General features: G+C 60.7%; 14 protein-coding genes. 7 read left to right on the top strand and 7 right to left on the bottom strand.

Annotated elements, in window-relative coordinates:
* Positions 1–6 precede the first annotated feature (6 nt).
* The 3 genes from V474_RS20500 to V474_RS20490 form a co-directional block, all read right to left on the bottom strand.
* Positions 7–2,277, bottom strand: coding sequence for a S9 family peptidase (locus V474_RS20500; RefSeq protein ID WP_059153255.1), 2,271 nt, complete (start codon positions 2,275–2,277; stop codon positions 7–9).
* A gap of 73 nt (positions 2,278–2,350) precedes the next feature.
* A complete protein-coding gene (locus tag V474_RS20495) occupies positions 2,351–3,349 on the bottom strand; it encodes a 4-hydroxyproline epimerase (protein ID WP_059153254.1) in 999 nt (332 codons plus the stop codon).
* A gap of 10 nt (positions 3,350–3,359) precedes the next feature.
* A complete protein-coding gene (locus V474_RS20490) occupies positions 3,360–4,274 on the bottom strand; it encodes a dihydrodipicolinate synthase family protein (protein ID WP_059151119.1) in 915 nt (304 codons plus the stop codon).
* Positions 4,275–4,625: 351 nt separating this feature from the next.
* On the opposite strand from V474_RS20490, the gene V474_RS20485 reads away from it, so the two are divergent.
* Together V474_RS20485 and V474_RS20480 are read left to right on the top strand one after the other, a co-directional pair.
* The gene (locus tag V474_RS20485) at positions 4,626–5,252 is read left to right on the top strand and encodes a carbonic anhydrase (RefSeq protein ID WP_236711361.1); all 627 of its coding nucleotides are present in this window, start codon (positions 4,626–4,628) and stop codon (positions 5,250–5,252) included.
* 461 nt (positions 5,253–5,713) lie between these two features.
* Complete coding sequence (locus tag V474_RS20480) at positions 5,714–7,075, top strand: ABC1 kinase family protein (protein ID WP_059153252.1); 1,362 nt, start codon at positions 5,714–5,716, stop codon at positions 7,073–7,075.
* Positions 7,076–7,082: 7 nt separating this feature from the next.
* Here V474_RS20480 and V474_RS20475 read toward each other — a convergent pair whose 3' ends face one another.
* The gene (locus tag V474_RS20475; RefSeq protein WP_059153251.1) at positions 7,083–7,931 is read right to left on the bottom strand and encodes a transglutaminase-like domain-containing protein; all 849 of its coding nucleotides are present in this window, start codon (positions 7,929–7,931) and stop codon (positions 7,083–7,085) included.
* A gap of 517 nt (positions 7,932–8,448) precedes the next feature.
* Between V474_RS20475 and V474_RS20470 the strand changes: the two genes are divergently transcribed.
* A complete protein-coding gene (locus V474_RS20470) occupies positions 8,449–9,555 on the top strand; it encodes a PAS domain-containing protein (RefSeq protein ID WP_059153250.1) in 1,107 nt (368 codons plus the stop codon).
* The gene (locus tag V474_RS20465; RefSeq protein ID WP_059153249.1) at positions 9,552–9,998 is read left to right on the top strand and encodes a response regulator; all 447 of its coding nucleotides are present in this window, start codon (positions 9,552–9,554) and stop codon (positions 9,996–9,998) included. The genes V474_RS20470 and V474_RS20465 overlap by 4 nt, the downstream gene beginning before the upstream one ends.
* Positions 9,999–10,120: 122 nt before the next feature.
* On the opposite strand, the gene V474_RS20460 is transcribed toward V474_RS20465, so the two are convergent.
* The 3 genes from V474_RS20460 to V474_RS20450 form a co-directional block, all read right to left on the bottom strand.
* Positions 10,121–10,417 (bottom strand): UvrB/UvrC motif-containing protein, encoded by a 297-nt coding sequence (locus tag V474_RS20460; RefSeq protein ID WP_059153248.1) that lies wholly within the window; start codon positions 10,415–10,417, stop codon positions 10,121–10,123.
* The gene (locus tag V474_RS20455; protein ID WP_059153247.1) at positions 10,417–11,262 is read right to left on the bottom strand and encodes an oxygenase MpaB family protein; all 846 of its coding nucleotides are present in this window, start codon (positions 11,260–11,262) and stop codon (positions 10,417–10,419) included. Before V474_RS20455 ends, V474_RS20460 begins: the two co-directional genes overlap by 1 nt.
* Before the next feature lie 619 nt (positions 11,263–11,881).
* A complete protein-coding gene (locus V474_RS20450; RefSeq protein WP_059153246.1) occupies positions 11,882–14,137 on the bottom strand; it encodes a TonB-dependent receptor in 2,256 nt (751 codons plus the stop codon).
* Between the two features lie 442 nt (positions 14,138–14,579).
* Between V474_RS20450 and V474_RS20445 the strand changes: the two genes are divergently transcribed.
* The 3 genes from V474_RS20445 to npdG all read left to right on the top strand — a co-directional run bounded on the left by V474_RS20445 (position 14,580) and on the right by npdG (position 19,047).
* Positions 14,580–15,788: a CaiB/BaiF CoA transferase family protein gene (locus V474_RS20445; protein WP_059153245.1), complete on the top strand. Its 1,209-nt coding sequence runs from the start codon at positions 14,580–14,582 to the stop codon at positions 15,786–15,788.
* A 219-nt stretch (positions 15,789–16,007) separates the two neighbouring features.
* Positions 16,008–18,383 (top strand): 5-amino-6-(D-ribitylamino)uracil--L-tyrosine 4-hydroxyphenyl transferase CofH, encoded by a 2,376-nt coding sequence (cofH, locus tag V474_RS20440; protein WP_059153244.1) that lies wholly within the window; start codon positions 16,008–16,010, stop codon positions 18,381–18,383.
* 4 nt (positions 18,384–18,387) lie between these two features.
* Positions 18,388–19,047: an NADPH-dependent F420 reductase gene (gene npdG / locus V474_RS20435; RefSeq protein ID WP_059153286.1), complete on the top strand. Its 660-nt coding sequence runs from the start codon at positions 18,388–18,390 to the stop codon at positions 19,045–19,047.
* Positions 19,048–19,054: the final 7 nt, after the last annotated feature.

Raw genomic sequence — 19,054 nt, 5'->3', positions numbered from 1 at the left:
GCGCCCTCACTGGAGCGCCCGCACGAAGAATTCGAACTGGCGGCGAGTCACGTAGTCGATCGGACCGGTCGAACGGCCGACGCTGTGCTCGCCGCCCGGCACGACCAGCAAGTCGAAGTCCTTGTCCGCTTTGATAAGCGCATCGGCCACCTGCATGGTAGAGGCAGGGTCGACGTTGCTGTCCTGCTCGCCCACGATCAGGAAAAGCTTGCCCTGCAGCCGAGCCGCGTTGTCGACGCCAGAGGCGGCGGAATAGCTGCCGTCGACCGGCCAGCCAAGCCACTGTTCGTTCCAGCTGATCTTGTCCATGCGGTTGTCGTAACAGCCGGCATAGGCGACGCCCGCCTTGTAGAAATCGCCGTGGAACAGCAACGCATTGAGCGTGCTCTGCCCGCCCGCCGAGGCACCGTAGATACCGACGCGGCTGATGTCGTAGGCAGGGTCCTGCGCGGCCAGCGCGCGGTGCCAGGCGATGCGGTCGGGGAAGCCGGAATCCTGAAGGTTCTTCCACGCCACGTCCTGGAACGCCTTGGAGCGGTTGGCCGTGCCCATGCCGTCGATCTGCACGACGATAAAGCCGAGGTCCGCCAGCGCCTGCATGCCGATGACCTTGTCGCCGCCGGAGTGGTAGCCGAAGGGCCAGAAGCCCTTGGGCACGAAGCTGTCGTGCGGCCCGGCATAGATGTTCTCGATCACCGGGTACTTGCGGGCCGGATCGTAGTTCCGCGGGCGCACGACGAGGCCCCAGATATCGGTCTTGCCGTCGCGGCCCTTGGCGGTGAATACTTCCGGCGCTCGAAACCCGGCGGCGGTCAGGCGGCTGATGTCACCCTTCGTCACCGGGGCGATCAGCGCACCGTCTCGCGCCCTGCGCAGTTCGCTGACGTTAGGCAGGTCCACGCGCGAGTAGTTGTCGACGAACAGCGTCATGTCGGGTGAGAAGCTGACGACATGATCCGCACGCTCCGGGGTGAGCGGGATCAGGTTCCGGCCATCGAAGTCGATGCGGTAGTAGTGCCGGAAATAGGGATCCTCCCCGGCGTTCATGCCGCTGGCCGCGAACCATACCTGACGCTTTTTCTCGTCCACCCGGACAACATCGCGAACCACCCAGTCGCCCCGGGTGATGCGGTTCTTCACGCGGCCGGACCTGCCGTCGATCAAGTAGAGGTGGTTCCATCCGTCGCGCTCGGACGCCCAGACAATCTCGTTGCCGGCAGGCCCGACATCCTGCGCGAACCGGCGGTCGGCATAAACGAAGGTGCGGGCGTCCTCGGTGACGGCAGCATGGGCCACGCCCGTCGCGGCATCGACGGAGATGATCCGCGCCTGTCCGAAGCCACGCCTTACGTAGTCGAACGCAGCGCTGTTTCCGTCGGGCCGCCAGCGCGGGGCGGAGAGTTGGTAGGCATTGGGGAATAGCGCCGCATCAATCTCGGTGTGCCGGCCGCTGGCAACATCGATGAGCACGGGCCGCTCCTGATCCACCGTATCGCCGGGCTTGGGATAGAGCTGGCTGCGCAGCGCCGGTTGCCCCTGCCCCGCAGGCGCTGCCTCGACCCGCTGGACATGGCGGGCATATCCAGGCCGGACGCGGTAGATCATCAGCCGGCGGCTGTCGGGCGACCAGGCGATCGTCTCGGGATCGTAGAAATCGCCGGCCGAACCATCGGAGCTGAGGCGCACGGCATCGCCCCCGCCCGCCTTTCGCACCACCAGGTTGTCGTCCTCTACCAACGCTTCCAAGCGGCCATCGGGCGATAGGCGCGGGTGGTTGTCGGCAGGAGCGCTCAGATCACGCACGACGCCAAAGCCGCGCGGGCGGCTTGGGTCCACCAGCGCCTCGCAACGGTAGTCTGCCAGAGTGCAGCGCCAGCCGGCCTCGTCCAGCGAGAAGACGATCGTCTGGCGGTCACCGGCATAGTCGAACGTCTCGAATGGCAAGCGCAGAGGCTTGACCGGGCGGCGCAGCGCATTGCCCAAAGCGATGGCAAGCCGCTGCTGATCGAAGGCCCGCGACTTATCCAGCGTTCGCGCATCGACAGTCTCGAAAGCAAACCCGCCTTCCACCGTCTTGCGGTACGTGAAGGCAGCTCCGTCCGGCGTCCAGCGAGCGGGCCAAGCGACATCGCGGGTAAGATACTGCCAGCTTTCCCGGAGGCCAACCGAGCGATCGATATCTTCGCGGGTGGGCGCGGCCTGCGCCATCGCAGCAAAGAGAATGCCAAAGCCGGCGATGGCCCCGGCAACTTGGAAATGGCGAAACGGGCGCAGCATGGAGCGATGACCTCTAGAAACGAAAAAGGCCGGACCGCGAAGGCCCGGCCGATCGGGGCGCGCAGGCGCCCGGTTACTTGACCTGGAAGCCTTCCCAGAAGGTATCGGCCTTGTCGATCCAGATGGTATTGAAACCGGTAGCGATCGCCGATCCCTCGATCGAGGGGATGATCGCCGGCTGGTCGCCCAGCATGACCGACTTCTCGACCCGGCCTATGAAGCGGCTGCAGATGTAGCTTTCGTGCACGAAGCTGTCGCCGACGGACAACCGTCCAGACGCCGCCAGATGCGCCAGACGCGCCGAGGTGCCGGTGCCGCAAGGGCTGCGGTCGATCGCCTTGTCGCCGTAGAACACGGCATTGCGGCCATCGGCGCCCTCATGCCGGGGCTTATCCGCCCAAAGCACATGGCTGACGCCCCGGATCGTGGGGTCCAGCGGATGAACCGGCTCGAACTTCGCCCGAACCGCCTCGCGGACACGCCCGCTCAGGTCGATTATCCGCGCTGCGCCGAGATCGTCGAGGCCGGTGTAGGCGCCCTGCGGCTCGACGATGGCATAGTAGTTGCCGCCATAGGACACGTCGATCGAAAGCGGTCCGATACCCTCCACGTCCACCTCGATGCCGCGTGCGGCGACATAGGCGGGGACGTTGGTGATGCGCACCGAAGTGACCTTTGGCCCTTCGGTTTCATAGGCGATCTCGATCACGCCCGCCGGCACTTCCACGCGCAGGCGGCCCGGCGTGGCGGGCTGGATCAGCCCGTGCTCCAGACCGAAAGTGACGATGCCGATGGTGCCGTGGCCGCACATGGGCAGGCAGCCGCTGGTCTCGATGAACAGAATGCCGATGTCGTTCGCGGCATCGGTCGGCGGATAGAGGAAGCCGCCCGACATCATGTCATGGCCGCGCGGTTCGAAGCACAGGCCAGTGCGGATCCAGTCGAAACGCTCCAGGAAATCCTGGCGCCGCTCGGACATGGACGCGCCCTTCAACAGCGGAACCCCGCCCGCAATCAAGCGGACGGGGTTACCGGCTGTGTGACCGTCGATGCAGAAGAATGTGTGCCGCATCGATGCTCCTTCAGGCTGCCTTTGCGACGGACAGGTCCGGGCGGGTAGCGGCGGCCTTCTCGACCATCGCGATCACTTCGGCGCGGCGCTCGCCTTGCAGAACATAGCGCGGAGGCAGGACGCGCTCCGAACCGCGGCCCATCACTTCTTCGGCCAGCTTGATGGACTGGACAAGGTCGTGCTCGGCATCGAGGTGCAGCAGCGGCATGAACCAGCGGTAGATTTCCATGGCCTTGGCATGATCGCCGCGCGCGAACGCCGCAACCAGCTCCACCGATTCCTTGGGGAAAGCGTTGGTAAGGCCGGAAACCCAGCCCTGCGCGCCCAGGTACAGGCCTTCGAGGGCCACGTCGTCGAGACCGGCGAACAAGACATAGCGATCGCCGAAGGCGTTGCGGAAATCAGTGAAGCGGCGCGTATCGGGAGCCGATTCCTTGACCGCGACGATGTTCGGCACATCGATCAGCTGGGTCAGCACTTCCTGGTCGATCACGGTGCGATACGCCGGGGGGTTGTTGTAAAGCATGATCGGCAGGCCGGTCTGTTCCGCCACGCCCTTGAAGTGGGCGACGAGTTCATGCGCCTTGGGCACGTAGACCATCGGCGGCAGCAGCATCAGGCCATCCGCGCCGGCCTTCTCAGCGGCCTGCGCATAGCGCACCGCGCGGCGGGTGTCGTATTCCGAAACGCCGGTGATGACGGGTACGCGGCCATCCACCACTTCGACGATGGCGGAGAGAACCTGGACCTTCTCGTCGTATTCCAGCGAGTTGTTTTCCCCCACCGTGCCGAGCGCGATCACGCCGGTCACACCGTCACGGATCAGATCGTCGACGACGCGCTGGGTGTCCGCGATATCGATCGACAGGTCCGCGCGGAGCTGCGTGGTGACTGCCGGGAAAACACCCTTCCAACCGATTGCCATGAATTTCGTCCTGTTATACGTTAACTTGAGATATCGTATACGATATTATTTCCTCGCGATCAATGGTCCTTTTTGCGGGTTTCACATCTTGCAGGGGGTCGCAGATACGGTCGCCGTACGAGCCGGAGCCCAGCGCAAAACGGTGTTTACGCGGCAGATTTCATATCAACATACCGACCTTGGAAGCAGCGCCTCAGGCCGCCAGCGATCGTTAGGCGGGCGCGAAAATCATCAGTGAGGCAAACGGGATAATTTCCTATCCAGAAACCAAACGTCACAAACGAGTGATGGGAACTTGCTCCACGATGCCCACTTTGGCGTTGAACGCTTTACCTGATGAGGAGAATATCATTGGCAACATCCGCCAGCGCAATTGCCAGGCAGCCAACGCCTGACGAGGCCCTTCAACGTCTGGTCAGCGGCAACGACGCGTTCGTCGCCGACGAGCCGCTACCACCGGATCTGTCGCGCGAGCGGCGATTGGCTCTTGCTGAGGGCCAGCAGCCATTCGCAACCCTCGTGGGGTGCTCAGATTCGCGCGTAGGCCCGGAACAGCTGTTTGGGGCTGGACTTGGCGAGCTCTTCATAGTGCGCACCGCGGGGAACAACGTGGATACCGCAGGCATGGGATCGATCGAATACTCGGTAGCCGTGCTGAAGGTACCGTTGATCGTGGTACTCGGTCATGAGAAATGCGGAGCAGTTGCCGCTGCTGCTGATGTGGTGACCAAGGACGCGCGGTTCCCTGGCAGCATAGCGCGCATGATTGAGCCTATCGTTCCCGCCGTCCTGGCGGCGCAGCGCAATGTGGGTGAGGAACAGCTTGTCGACGCGGCCGTGGAGGAAAACGTCCGGCGCATGGTCGAGCGGCTACAGAAATTTTCTGAGCCCATGCTTCTTGAACCGCAGGAGCGCGGCGAGTTGAAAGTCGTAGGCGCCGTGTACGAACTTGCGACGGGTAAGGTTCGCTGGCTCTGAGGGGCAACCGTGACAAAGCCGCACGAGTAAATCTTTTCGGCCGTCCAGGCACCCCGCCGCCCGGCCGAAAAGCCTATCATAATTCTCAGAGACCGTTTGAAAATGCGCGGAAGAGCGCATTTTGAATACGGCACCGCTACCGCGTCGTTGCCACCACTCGCAGACCGCCAGGAAGTCCTGCGAGTTGGTGGGAAAGCAAATCTGGCCTTTATCGACCTGACCGTCCGAAATGGTCCCGCCGGTGTCGTCGGTGCCGCTAGGATTGGCCGCGATGAGCTGGTCTTTTATTTGCCCTGGCCCGGGGGGATATCGAGGCCGTCAACGCGGCGGGCAACACTGTCGCGGCATTGGCTCGGGATACGAGGGAACGAAATGCTCGCTCAGTGGCTCACAGATCGGGCGGAACGGCCGGCCTCGTAACAGAAGTAAAACGGTGCCGTGCCGGTCCCTCGGAGATTGCGATGACAGAAGATGAAAAGCGCGGTGGGCGCGTGGTCCCCACCGGGCGACTTTCTCGTTTGAGCCGTTTCGGAAGGCTGGCAGGCGGGATTGCTGGAGGGGTCGTGGCCGAGGGTGCCCGGCGACTGGCATCGGGGCAACGACCTCGCCTTAATGATCTTCTCCTGACACCGGGCAATGCGGCGCGCCTTGCCGACCAGCTTTCCCATTTGCGCGGGGCGGCCATGAAGCTCGGGCAGATGATTTCCATGGATGCTGGCGACATCCTGCCGCCCGAATTCACCCAAATTCTCGCCCGCCTGCGCGATCAGGCTCATCACATGACCGCGCGGCAGCTCGACGAGGTTCTGACCGCTGAATGGGGCGTTCAATGGCGCGCGCGCCTCTCGGGCTTTCAGGGCACGCCGATCGCCGCAGCCTCGATTGGGCAGGTGCATCGCGGGCGGCTGCCTGACGGCCGTGAAATCGCGATCAAGATTCAATATCCCGGTATCGCCCGCAGCATCGACGCTGACGTGGATAACGTCGCCACCCTGCTACGGGTCACGGGCCTGCTTCCACGCGAACTGGACCTCGGCCCGCTCCTGATCGAAGCGAAGCATCAGCTCCATGAGGAAGCCAATTACTTACGCGAAGCGTGGATGATGGAGCGCTACGGCGAACTGGTGGGCAAAGATCGGGCATACTTGGTGCCCCTGCCAATTCCTACTCTCACAACAGAGCGTATTCTGGCCATGGATTACGTGGAGGGCACGCCGATCGAGGCGGTCGCCTTCGCTCCGCAAGAAACGCGGGACGCGGTGGCCCAGGCTCTTGCCCAGCTCGTGCTGCGCGAACTGTTCGAATGGGGCGTCATGCAGACCGACCCCAATTTTGCCAACTATCGCTGGCAAGAGACGACAGGACGACTGGTCCTGCTGGATTTCGGCGCAGCACGCGAAGTACCGTCGGTGACAGCGGGGGGCTATCACAGGTTGCTGATGGCGGCCCTTGATGGAAATCGCGACGAGGTTAGAACCGCAGCGGTCGATGCAGGTTTTCTTGGAAGTGCTGCGGCGTCAAAGCACCGCCGCGTGATCGACGAAATGATAGATGTGATCCTCGCGGAATTGGGAAAACCGGGCCCCTTTGATTTTGGCGACCGGGCGTTCCTAGGCTTACTCCGCGAACAGGCGGCGATATTGGCAGGCGACCGTACGACATGGCATCTGCCGCCCACCGACACCCTTTTCGTCCAGCGCAAAATCAGTGGCACGGCTTTGCTCGCCGCGAGGCTCAAAGCCCATGTCGATATCAATCGGATGATCGCCAGTTATCGCGATCGAGGCCCAGCCGCGATGACGGATTTCAGCCCCAAACAATGATAAAATCCTAGGCGGCAAGACGTGTCTGTGCGACGGACGAATGCTGTACCGTCTGCAACTCGTCGGTGTGGACAAGGAAGCTGGCGAGACGCACGGAGCCAAAAGCCGTCGTAAGCGCGGTATCTGCCGCATCCCGGCCGCAAGCCATCAGGATGCGGCCGATCCGGGGAACTCGGTGACGCGCATCGAAACTGTGCCATTCGCCGCCCAGGTAAACCTCGAACCAGGCATGGAAGTCCATTGCAACATCAACGGGCGGAATACCGATGTCACCCAGATATCCGCTGCAGTAGCGGGCCGGGATGTTCATGCACCGGCACAGTGCAACAGCCAGATGCGCGAAATCGCGGCAAACGCCGACCCCTTCAGAATAGGCTTCCCAGGCGGTACGGGTGGCGCGGGCATACTGGTAGCCATAGGTCAGGTGATTATGCACGAAATCGACGATCGCCTGCACTCGCTGCCAGCCGGGCGCGATATGCCCAAAAAGGCCCCAGGCAATATTGCCCAAGATGTCAGTTTCGCAGTAGCGGCTGCCCACCAGATACATCAGCACATCACTTGGCAAATCCGCGATCTCATGCTGCACCGCCCATGGGCTCTGGCGATCGACAAGGCCGGTATCCTCGATCGTGAAATCGCACGACAGCGTGGTCACTCCGGATGGCAACGTCATTCGGGTACAGACATTGTCGAACGCATCCCGGAAATCGTATGAGGGAACAGATCGGTCGTTCAAAATCCTGTGCGGCGTTTTCAGGTCGGCAAAACGCTCGGGTCTTACGTTCAACATGAGGACCAACGGAGTGGAGGCACAAGCCTCGAAGGCCAGCTGGTAACCAGCGCGAATTAGCATCGTCAACCTCTCGAAATTCTTGGGCGGCCAAATTCGCATCTGCCGAATCTGATACCTGAATGCCCAAGCAAGCGAGTTAGTTTCACGGCGTGAGTGGATACTTTGGATGCGCGGCAAAAATCGCACCGCGTGCCTGTCCCTTCCGGCTAGAAAATCCGCATCGCGGTGCCACAAGACCAGCCACTTACCGAACTCAACAGCAATACCATCAGCCGGCCAGCATAGTGCATCGACGAGCGGCTTTTGAGCGGGAGAGGGCCGCCAACAATCGCCTACGTCCTGCCCTGGCCCAGCGCCACGGCCTTTGTCGAAAATTCGGCCGGTCTGGTGTGATAGCGGCTGCTGCGTCATACTGCGCGCCAGCAGTTCAGCCTTTTGTTCTCTCGAAGCCGCCAGCGATGGGCTCCATCGGCGGTTGGTAGACTGCCGATAGAAGTGTTGGTTATCCAGGGGAACCAACGCTGTCGGGGGCGGTTTTCAAACATGCGATGCCCACTGGCCTTCGCCGGAGGCAAAATTGAAGCAAAGCGACAACTGGCATTTAACGGACATTTTGGATTATGAACACGGCCGAGGCGACCCCTTTGCTGCGGCCGTGCGCGCCACGCGAATGCCCATGGTCATCACAGACCCAGCGCAGCAGGACAATCCGATCGTGTTTTGCAATGAGGCCTTTCAAGAGCTGACCGGGTATACCCGAGACGAGATCGTGGGCCGCAACTGCCGCTTCCTTCAAGGGCCAGAAACAGATGCCAGTTCCGTTGCCCGTGTTCGCGATGCGATAGCCCAGGGTAATGACATCGACGTCGATCTGTTGAACTACCGCAAGGACGGCTCGACTTTCTGGAATGCTCTCTATCTATCTCCAGTCCGCGACAAAAATGGTGTCATACGCTTCTTCTTCGCCTCTCAGATGGACGTGTCAGAACGCATCGAGGCTCAACAGATCATCAATGATCAAAAGCTGTTGGTCGAGCGAGAGGTCGGCAGGCGGACCGCCGAATTGCAAGCCGCCCTCGAGGCGAAAACCCTTCTGCTTCACGAGGTCGACCACCGGGTCAAAAACAATCTGACAATGATTGGTTCACTGCTTCGTCTTCAGGTCCGCACGATCGATAACCCGGCGGTCGCAGCCAAACTTGATTCTATGCTGGAGCGCGTCGATGCTTTGGCCGTTGTCCACCGACAGCTCTATCAATCATCCGACCTCGCTCGGTTTGACCTCGGCACCTTCGCGCGCAACATGGCTGCCGATGTCGTCGGAGCTAGCGGCCGAACCGATATTGAACTGCGCCTAGACGCACAGCCTTTGCTTGTTGATGCCGCACATGCCTCGGCGCTTGGACTGATTCTCAACGAAATTCTAACAAATGCGATTAAGCACGCATTTGCCGATGGGAGAGCAGGCCGACTAAGCGTTGTCGTGGACGAGGACGCCGACTGCGGACTCATCAGAATTTGCGACGACGGCCCAGGTATTGCCTCTACCCAGCGTACCAAAAGCATCGGCACTTCGCTGATCACACGCCTTGCACGGCAGGCGCGGGCCGAAGCTATTTGGAGCGATAACGCTCCCGGCACATGTGTGACGATTACCTTTCCCCGCAGCGAGACGGAAGCATGACCACCGCGATGAATGTCCTGATCGTCGAAGACGAAATTCTCCTGGCCATGGATATCGAGGCGATTGTCGAAGACTGCGGACACCAGGTGCTGGCGGAAGCTGCCAGCCTGAAAGACGTTGAAAACCTGCCCGACGACATCGATCCACAATTGGCTTTCGTAGATATTCACCTTGCCAATGGATCGAATGGACTTGACGTTTCTCGCGTTATCCAAATGCGTTGGCCCGATGCGCTGATCATATACGTCACCGCCAATGTCGCAAAAATCCCGGAGGACTTTTCTGGCGCCCATGGGGTAATTGCCAAGCCATTCTCTCACGCTGGTATCAAACACGCCCTCAAATACCTTGCCGATGGCGTGTTCAACCCTCCACCGAGCCAACCGTTGCCGGCTAGTTTGGTCACGTCGTCGCATCTCGAAAGGCGATGGGCGGCGGCGTAATCGTACACAAGTTGCAATTTGTCATGCCGTCGGATCGTCACCGCGCGGTGACGCGTCGTTTTGCGCCCGAATAAGGGTCAGGCCGGGGCGTTTTCGCTTTTCGCCGACATCCTTTGTATAACCTAAGGGTTGCTCCGGCGACCTCGCCCACGCCCCTTCGTCATCGGGTCCGGCTTCTTCGGCGGTTGCCATCCCGAAGGCGGCTTTACATGCTGGCGGCTTGTGCCCAGCCCCATCGTTCCCGGCTGCTGACGCACAAGGCCGGAGGGGTCGAAATCCTGTGCCGGCTCACCAAGCGGCATGCCACGCAGCAGGCTAATCCGGTCGCGCAGTTGTGCCGCTTTCTCGAAATCCCCCCGCGCTGCGGCCTCATACATGGCGCGCTGCAGTTCCTGTAGCTGCTCCTCGTCGCGTTCCATCACCTGAATGCCCAGCGCAGCGCCTGCGCGACGCCGAGCGTTCCAGCGCGCACCAGCGGCGTTCGAAGCGCCGAGGGAGACAGGCCGTGAAGAGCGCGTGCCCAGCGTGGCAGCAGATCGACCCCTGCTTGGCCGGCAAGTCTACCCGGCATGGCGGCGAGCCGGCTCGTTGCTGCTGGGTGCAGGATCAGCCTGGCGACTTCGGCCGTTCGCGCGTCCACCTTCAGCGCCGGACGCATCCCTGCTATCAGGCGGTCCGCCTCCCGGCGCGTGCGCGGCAGGGGGTCTGCCCCCAGCGCCCCGCCGATCAGGGCCATCTCGGCGAAGTATTGTTCCTGATCCGCGCGCGACATCCACGGTTCGCCATAGCGGATCCAGGCATCGAGGAAGCTGCGGGTCTCGGTGACATGCACCCAGGCCAGCAGCGCCGGGTCGTTCGCATCGTACGCGGTGCCGTCGGGCAAGTGACCTCTGACGCCGTCGTGGACGGACCGGACCCGCCGGATCATGGCCTCGGCCTCGGACCGATCGGCATAGGTGGTGGTGGCAATGAAACGGGCGGTGCGGCGCAACCGGCCGTGCATATCGGTACGGAAGTTCGAATGATCCCACACCCCTGCAAGAACGCTGGGATGCAGCATCTGCAGCAGAAGGCTGGCGATCCCGCCCGCCATCATCGAGGCGACGTCGCCATGGACCCGCCAGGCGACCGACGTCGGCGTGAACAAGGCGTTCCGGCTCCTGACGACCGGCACCTCTCCTCGCTGGCTGTCGTTGAACATGCCAACAACCTGGTTCCGGATGACCCGTTTGATCGGGTTGGTTGTGCGATTGCCTTCGCTCATACCCAGTTCAACGTGCCGCCATCGCTATGGCTCCTCGGGTTTGACTTGGCAAAGCGTGCTCAGACCCTTGGCTCGGGCGGCGTAACGCCCTCAGGTGCGTTGAAACCGAGGAGACCTTCGGTTCAGCCCAGCGGGGAGTCCATCTACTACCTGTTCATGCCAGATAACGAAGAGCATCGAGTATGCCTGTCGCCGGCTTGCAACCGCGCAAGGCCACGTACGGCAGAAACGGTTGAATCAACCGCCACTCGTCGTCCGTCAGATCGGTCTGCTACGCTTCGATCGCTTTCAGATCCAGCTATCCGGCTACGGCTTGCTCAGGCCCACATCCCACGCTTGAATCATCCCCAAGCCGCCGCATCGGCCCTCTCAAACGCGCTCTTAGAATCGATTGGCAACATTCCGCCGGCGAAACTAAGCAGCGCTACTAGACCTTTCCGGACAACGGACTACTGGCAGCCTAATTCAACACTAATGGCATCCGGCAGTTCCGGTGCGGGGCACTGCGACGAACGGGCGGTCGCCCAATTCGCCGCAGCATTTGTTCATTTCAGGCATTTCGCATGCCCTGACGCCAGCGCGACTTTTCAGTAACGCTGTCTTTACGCTAACGCCGGCGTCAGAACTTGAAACCCGCTCGTGCACCATAAGTGGCTGGCTGATTACCCTGAGAATAGTCTCCGAATACACCGCCTGACAGAGTCATCGCATACCGCGTGTTTGTCACGTTCTCCCCATAAATTCCGAAGGTGAAATGATCGCTCGGATCAGTCCAGTTGATCTGGGCATTAACCAGCGCGTAGGCCTTTTGACGGTAGCGCTGGCGGTTCGCCAAGGCAGAGCCCGCAAGCGGACCGTAAAGGGATGGATTCGAGACAACGAACGAAGATGTATAACTGCCGTTAGCAGCCATTGAGAGGCGGCCGCCAGCAAAGTCGATCGAGTAGTCTGCCCCAAGGTTCGCCGTGAAGCCAGGTGCACGCGCCATCTGCTTGCCGGACCAATCCTGTACCTGACCTGTCGCATTAAGTCCGGTAGCTGAGTTGAGGCCGGTGCCAGTAGCATTCTTGAAATCTTTGTAGCGGGCATGCGTCCAAGATGCTCCTGCGCGCATGTTGAGACTTTCCAGCGGCGTCACCGCGACCTGCCCTTCGATACCGTAGACTTCCGCCTTTTTAGCATTGCTGATGAGCTGAACTACACTACCCGGAGTGATAGGACTGGGGACACTGACGCCGACCTGCAAGTTGCGGAAGTCATAGTAATAAGCTGCAGTGTCGAAACGAAAAATCGACGAAGCTGTCTTAAATCCCAGCTCGTAAGCCTTTAGTTTCTCCGGCTTGATCGGAATGACCAGTGCTGGTGAAGGTACGGCGGTCGGGTTGAATACACCGGAACGAAACCCGGTTGAAAACGATGCGTATATATTGGTCCGCGCACCTAGTTCGTACCTTAACACCGCTCGAGGAGTTGCGGAACTGAAAGTAGCGGATTTGTCAGCAGGCGCGACAATTGCGGTAACGATCCCAGGCAATTCAAAATATGCAATACGGCGTTTTTCGTGGCTGTAGCGAACGCCTCCTGTCAGGAACAGCTTGTCCGCTATGAGGTATGTGGCATCGAGATAAAACGCGTAAGACTTCGACGTCAACAGATCGTACTGGCTACGTAGGCGGTTAGACTCTTCGACACCACCAGAATATGTCCGAGCGTCATTAACATTTAGTTTGTCGTTATAGTAAAAAGCGCCCAAAATGAGATCCAAACCTTGGATCGCGTTGATTGAATAATCGAGGGTTTGCTGAAACGTTCTTTGCCGGATATTCGTTGATTTAGATTGTGATATAAAAGGCTTGCTACCATCGAAATCAAAAACCGATTTACTGTGTCGTTTTGCGAACCCGGTGTACGACGACAAAGTGCCGATCCCGGTTTCGAGGACGATCTTTCCAGTAACCTCGTCGGCTTTCGCAGAGGAGTCCGCAGGGATGGAAAGAGAAGCAGTGTCACGGCGATCGGCGCGGGCCGGCGGCATGGGTAGAGCTGGCGAAGCGAACTTGTCTATGCGATAGACAATGCCGCGCGCGTCTTCAACGAAGCCATGGTTGTATCCGAAGGTCACTTTAAGATCGTCCGTGGCTTCCCACAATACCTTGGCCCGTATCGATACGTTTTTGAGGGGCGCTGCATCGGTATCGTCTGCGGACGATAAAGGATCTGCGCCGATATCGCGGATGTAGCCGTCGCTGCTGCGGTAATAGGCGCCGACGCCGAACGAAATCTGGTCGTTGAGTGGACCTGAGACGTAGGCTTGCGCCCGCCGATCATCGAACCTGCCGTATGAAATCTGGCCGTTGGCGGTGAAAACCTTTGAAGGCGTCATCGTTTCCATAACGATCGCACCACCTGTGGCGTTCCGCCCATACAGCGTCCCCTGCGGTCCTTTGAGGACTTGAACGCTAGCCAGGTTGGCGAGGTCGCCATTGATGGTGACCATGTCTGGCTGGTAGAAGCCATCCACATAGACAGCGACGTTGTTCTCGAAGCCGTAGCCTAGGGTAAGTGTGCTGATCCCGCGAATTGCGGGCTGTGTAAAGGATCCACCGCGATTGATCTGCACTCCGGTAGCAACCTGCCCGAGATCGTCCATTCGCTGCACGCCCGCCTTTTCCAGCGTGTTGGAAGTGAGCGCTACGATGGCGACCGGCACTCGCTCGAGCAACTCTGCTCGACGTTGCGCTGTTACAATTATCTCGTTACCGCCCGCTTCCGCTTTGTCGTCGACGGCTTGCTGCGCCATGCCGGCGTCCGGAGCCAGCGCAAGCACTGCCACTCCCGTAGCGAATACAGCGCGGATCGCGCTTGAATAGCTCACGGATTTTCTCCCCCTGCCCGACAAATCTCGGGTCGTTTTCGGTTCATTCAAACCATTACGAACGGAAGCGTATTTTTTATTTGCGAGAGATGCAATACGATTCGAATGATAGCAGCGCATTGCAATACAGAAAGATGGGCTCGTGCCGGTGATCGCGGCGACCGCGCGCCTCCTTTTTGGTTTATCCAAGATGGAACGATGACAGCCATCGCGTGGACGATATGCGCAGGTTTGGCAAAACATCTTCATATCTTTTTGGTCTCAACGGATGCATTTTTGATATTTGATTTAGCATGAAGTGGCAGCTAGCGCTCTGATTATGAATAAAAACCCGCCAGAGGACATTTTCCAACGGAAGGCATGAATGTGCGATTTCGTAGCCCTTTCAGGGCGAACATGGCACGTTCGGGTATGCTGGCGGAACACGAGGAGAGAATTCGGGATGACGGCCACGGGAGTTTTTTCGGGCGTACGTATTATTGAACTTGCGCAGTTCGTTTTCGTCCCGGGCGCAAGTGTGCTCCTCGCCGATCAGGGGGCGGAGGTCATCAAGATCGAAACGCCTGGGCTGGGTGATCCCTATCGCACCCTTAAAGTCGGCGATGGTCGTGAAGTCGGCGCTACCAATCTAGCGATGGAGCAGAACAACCGCGGCAAGAAAAGCATCGCACTCGATCTAAAGAGCGATGAAGGCCGCGAGGCACTGCTCAAGTTGATTGAAACCGCCGACGTTTTTATCACCAGCCTGCGGCCCAAGGCGCTTCGCGCGCTGCGACTTGACGTAGAAGACGTGCAAGCGCGCAACCCCCGGATCATCTATGCTCGGGGCAACGGCTACGGATTTCGCGGAGCGGAAGCAGACAAGGCCGGTTTCGATGCATCGGCCTTCTGGGCCCGCGGTGGACTGTCACACGCGTTCACGCTGCCAGGCAATGCCCCGACCCCGCCGCGAGCCGCGTTCGGCGATCATTCCAGTGCAACTTCTCTCGCTTTCGCGATCGCAGGTGGACTTTATAAGCGTTCCGTAACCGGCGAGGGCTCGGTCGTCGAAACCTCGCTCCTCCAGACCGCAACCTGGATCCTCTCGTCAGACATTACGTATTCGCAAGTCCCCGGATACAAGATTCATGGCGAATCCTCGAACCGGTTCCCCCTTATGTCGGGATATCGGACGAAGGATGATCGCATCATCCAGCTGATGCTTCTCGACCCCCGCCCTCACTGGCCCAGTCTGTGCAAGTTGCTAGGCGCTGATGAGTGGATTGACGATGCGCGGTTCGCCGATAACAGCGCACGACAGACCAACTGCGACGAACTCGCCGCCTTGATCGGCGATCGCATTTCCGCACGTGACTGGGCTGAATGGGAACCGATCTTCTACGCCTGGGACGCGCCTTGGGAGCTGATCCGCACGATCTTCGATGTGACGGTCGACCCTCAGGCCCACGCCAACGAGATGCTTTTCACCATGGATGTGAACGGTGCCCCGGTGCAGCTGGTATCCGGCCCTGCCACTTTCGATGGACATGCGAAACCTATCGATCCCAAGCCGTCTCCCGGCATGGGCGAGCATACCGACGCTCTTTTGACAGAAGTGGGGTATTCCGCCGATAAAATCGCCGACATGAAATCGCGTCGCACGATACAGTAGCACGGCGGCCGCCAGTGGCAGCAGGGACCGATCGACATAAGCGCCCGGGCGAAACAGCAATTGATGCATGGCTGTTTCATTCGAGGATCATTGGCAAATCGTTTCGCAAATGAATATGTTCGCTGAGCGGCGCCAGTCCGGGGTTGTCGCCGCGCCACGGGGAAGGCCGGCGGTATCGTGATCTTGACCCTTCAGCAGTCTGAAAGGCGGACGGCAGAGATGATTCATTTGAGACCTCCGGGCGGCAAGCCGGTCGACAAGGCAGTCACCCTGCCCGCAATTTCACTGGACGATCCAGCCGACGCGATCTGGGCGAAGCTGGAGGGCGTGCCCCTTGTCGACATGATGAACGTCGCCGAGCGAATGACGCTCGACCGGCATGGGCCCGTGGTCACTTATTCGCGCAAAGTCTTCATCCCGCTCACTCGCCTGTGTCGGGACGTTTGCCATTACTGCACATTCGCGAGCACACCTCGCGCGGTCGGCAAGGCTTACCTAGACCGCGAAGAAGTACTGGCGATCGCCCGCGCCGGTGTGGCTGCGGGTTGTCGCGAGGCCCTTTTTACTCTGGGCGATCAGCCCGAAGCGCGGCATCCGGCAGCGCGCGAGGCACTTGCCTCGATGGGCCATGCGACGACACTATCCTATCTGCGCGAAATGGCAGCTGCCGTTCTCGCAGAGACGGGGCTGCTTCCCCACCTCAATCCCGGCCTGATGACAAGTGCCGACTATGCGGCATTACGCCCGGTAGCGGTCTCGATGGGTCTGATGCTGGAGACATCCTCGTCGCGCCTTTCCGAACGGGGCGGTCCCCATTTCGGATCGCCTGACAAGGACCCGGCGCGCCGGCTCGAAGCCATCGAGCAAGCGGGTCGGGCGGCCGTCGCGTTCACCACTGGCGTGCTGATCGGCATAGGCGAAACGCGGGAGGAGCGGATCGAGGCCCTGGTGGCCATCCGCGATCTCAACGCGCGCCATGGGCATATCCAGGAAGTCATAATCCAGAATTTCAAGGCCAAGCCGGCTACACGCATGGCCAAGGCGCCAGAGCCGCCACTGGACGAACACCTCTGGACCATCGCCGCGGCCCGGTTGGTTCTGGGGCCGGACATGGTGATTCAGGCGCCGCCAAACCTTCAGCCCGCAGATCTCGCCAAACTTCTGGCGGCGGGCGTCAACGACTGGGGCGGTGTGTCACCCGTCACACCGGACCACGTCAACCCGGAAGCGCCTTGGCCCCATCTCGACGCTCTGGCGCAGGCGACATCGCAAAGCGGACGCGTTCTGACCGAGCGGTTGGCCATTGGCCCCGCATACGCTCGCGCACCGGACCGCTGGCTTGATCCTTCGCTCGTGACACCTGTACTGCGCGCGATCGATGCGCGTGGACTTCCGGTAGTCGAGCCCTGGCGGGCTGGTGGAGAGATCAATCCGCCGCAAGTCCTGCACGGGGGGGCGACCCTGTCATCTGCCAGGATCGACGCGATAATCGAGCGGGCAAGCGCCGGTGAGAGATTGGATGTCGTTGATATCGAGACGCTTTTCCTTGCAGATGGGCCAGATGTCGCGCGCATCACTCATGCCGCGGATGCGCTGCGTCGTGAGGTATCCGGCGACGCCGTGACCTATGTCGTCAATCGCAATATCAACTACACCAACATCTGCCTTTATCGCTGCACTTTCTGCGCATTTTCCAAGGGTGGAACTAAGGACCTGCGGGGCCCCGCCTACAATCTCGACGGCGAAGAGATTGGGCGCCGCGCAGCCGAAGCATGGGAACGCGGCGCAACCGAAGTCTGCCTGCAAGGCGGCATCCATCCCAACTTCGACGGAAACACCTATCATCGCGTGCTCGAAGCGGTGCGAGCAGCCGCGCCCGACATCCACATCCACGCGTTCTCCCCTCTCGAGATCACGCATGGCGCACAGACGCTGGGGCAGTCGCTGCCGGAATATCTGACCTGGCTCAAGGATGCAGGCCTTTCGACCCTGCCCGGCACTGCTGCCGAAATTCTCGATCCGGAAGTGCGGGCCGTCATATGTCCGGACAAGATCACCGCATCGGAGTGGATTGACGTCATGCGCGCCGCCCATGGCGTCGGGCTACGTTCCACCGCGACGATCATGTTCGGCCATGTCGACAGCTACAAGCACTGGGCGCGCCACCTGCTGTTAATTCGCGATCTCCAAGCCGAAACCGGAGGCTTCACCGAGTTCGTGCCGCTCCCGTTCGTCCACATGGAAGCGCCGATGTGGCGCAAGGGCCGGTCACGTTCAGGCCCCAGCTTTCGAGAGGCGCTGCTGATGCACGCGGTAGCGCGGCTCGCCCTTCATGGCCAGATTTCCAACATCCAGGCAAGCTGGGTGAAGCTCGGCGCCGCAGGGGTGCAGGCCGCACTGGCGGCCGGCGTCAACGATCTGGGCGGCGTCCTGATGGACGAATCCATCACGCGCGCCGCCGGCGGCCGAAACGGGCAGGTCTTCGGGGTCGAACAGATGCACAATCTCGCGCGCAGCGCCGGGCGCCCTGCCCGCCAACGCACCACGACGTACGGCGCGGTTCCGACACCGTGTCTCGAAACAGCAGGAGTTTAATTTGATGACGGCCATTGGGACAATCGCAGTGATCGGCGGCACGGGCGATCTGGGGTCTGCCATCGCCCGTCGTCTAGCGAAGGCTGGACGTACGGTCATCGTTGGATCGCGCTCGGCGGAAAGCGCGGCAGAGGCCGCAGAGCGGTTGGGTTTCGGGCTCACTGGAATGAACAACGAGGATGCTGCGAGTGCGGCGGACCTCATCATCGTTTCGGTGCCCTTCTCCGCGCAGGAAGGCACGCTGGCTGCCATCCAGCCTCATGTCCAGGGCAAGATCGTGGTCGATACTACCGTCCCGCTGGTCCCTCCCCGTGTAATGCGCGTCCAACTGCCCGTCGAAGGCTCTGCTGCGGCGCGTGCCCAGCAGTTGCTTGGCGAAGGCGTGACTGTGGTGTCAGCCTTCCACAACGTCGCCGCCCACAAGCTGATCAAGGAGGAGGATGTCGCTTGCGATGTGCTCGTGTTCGGCGACGACAAGGCGGCGCGGTCCAAGGTGGTTGCATTAGCGGCGGACTGCGGCCTGCGCGGTCTGCATGCAGGGGCACTGGTGAATTCGGCCGCCGCCGAGGCGCTGACTTCGATCCTGATCTTCCTGAACAAGACCTACGCTGCTGACGGAGCGGGAATCCAGATCACCGGAACGCTAACCGAACCGGCGGCCTGACGGGAGC

Origin of the sequence: Novosphingobium barchaimii LL02, from assembly GCF_001046635.1 — a bacterium.
Lineage (GTDB): Bacteria > Pseudomonadota > Alphaproteobacteria > Sphingomonadales > Sphingomonadaceae > Novosphingobium > Novosphingobium barchaimii.
This window is presented reverse-complemented; position numbering and strand designations above follow the sequence as displayed.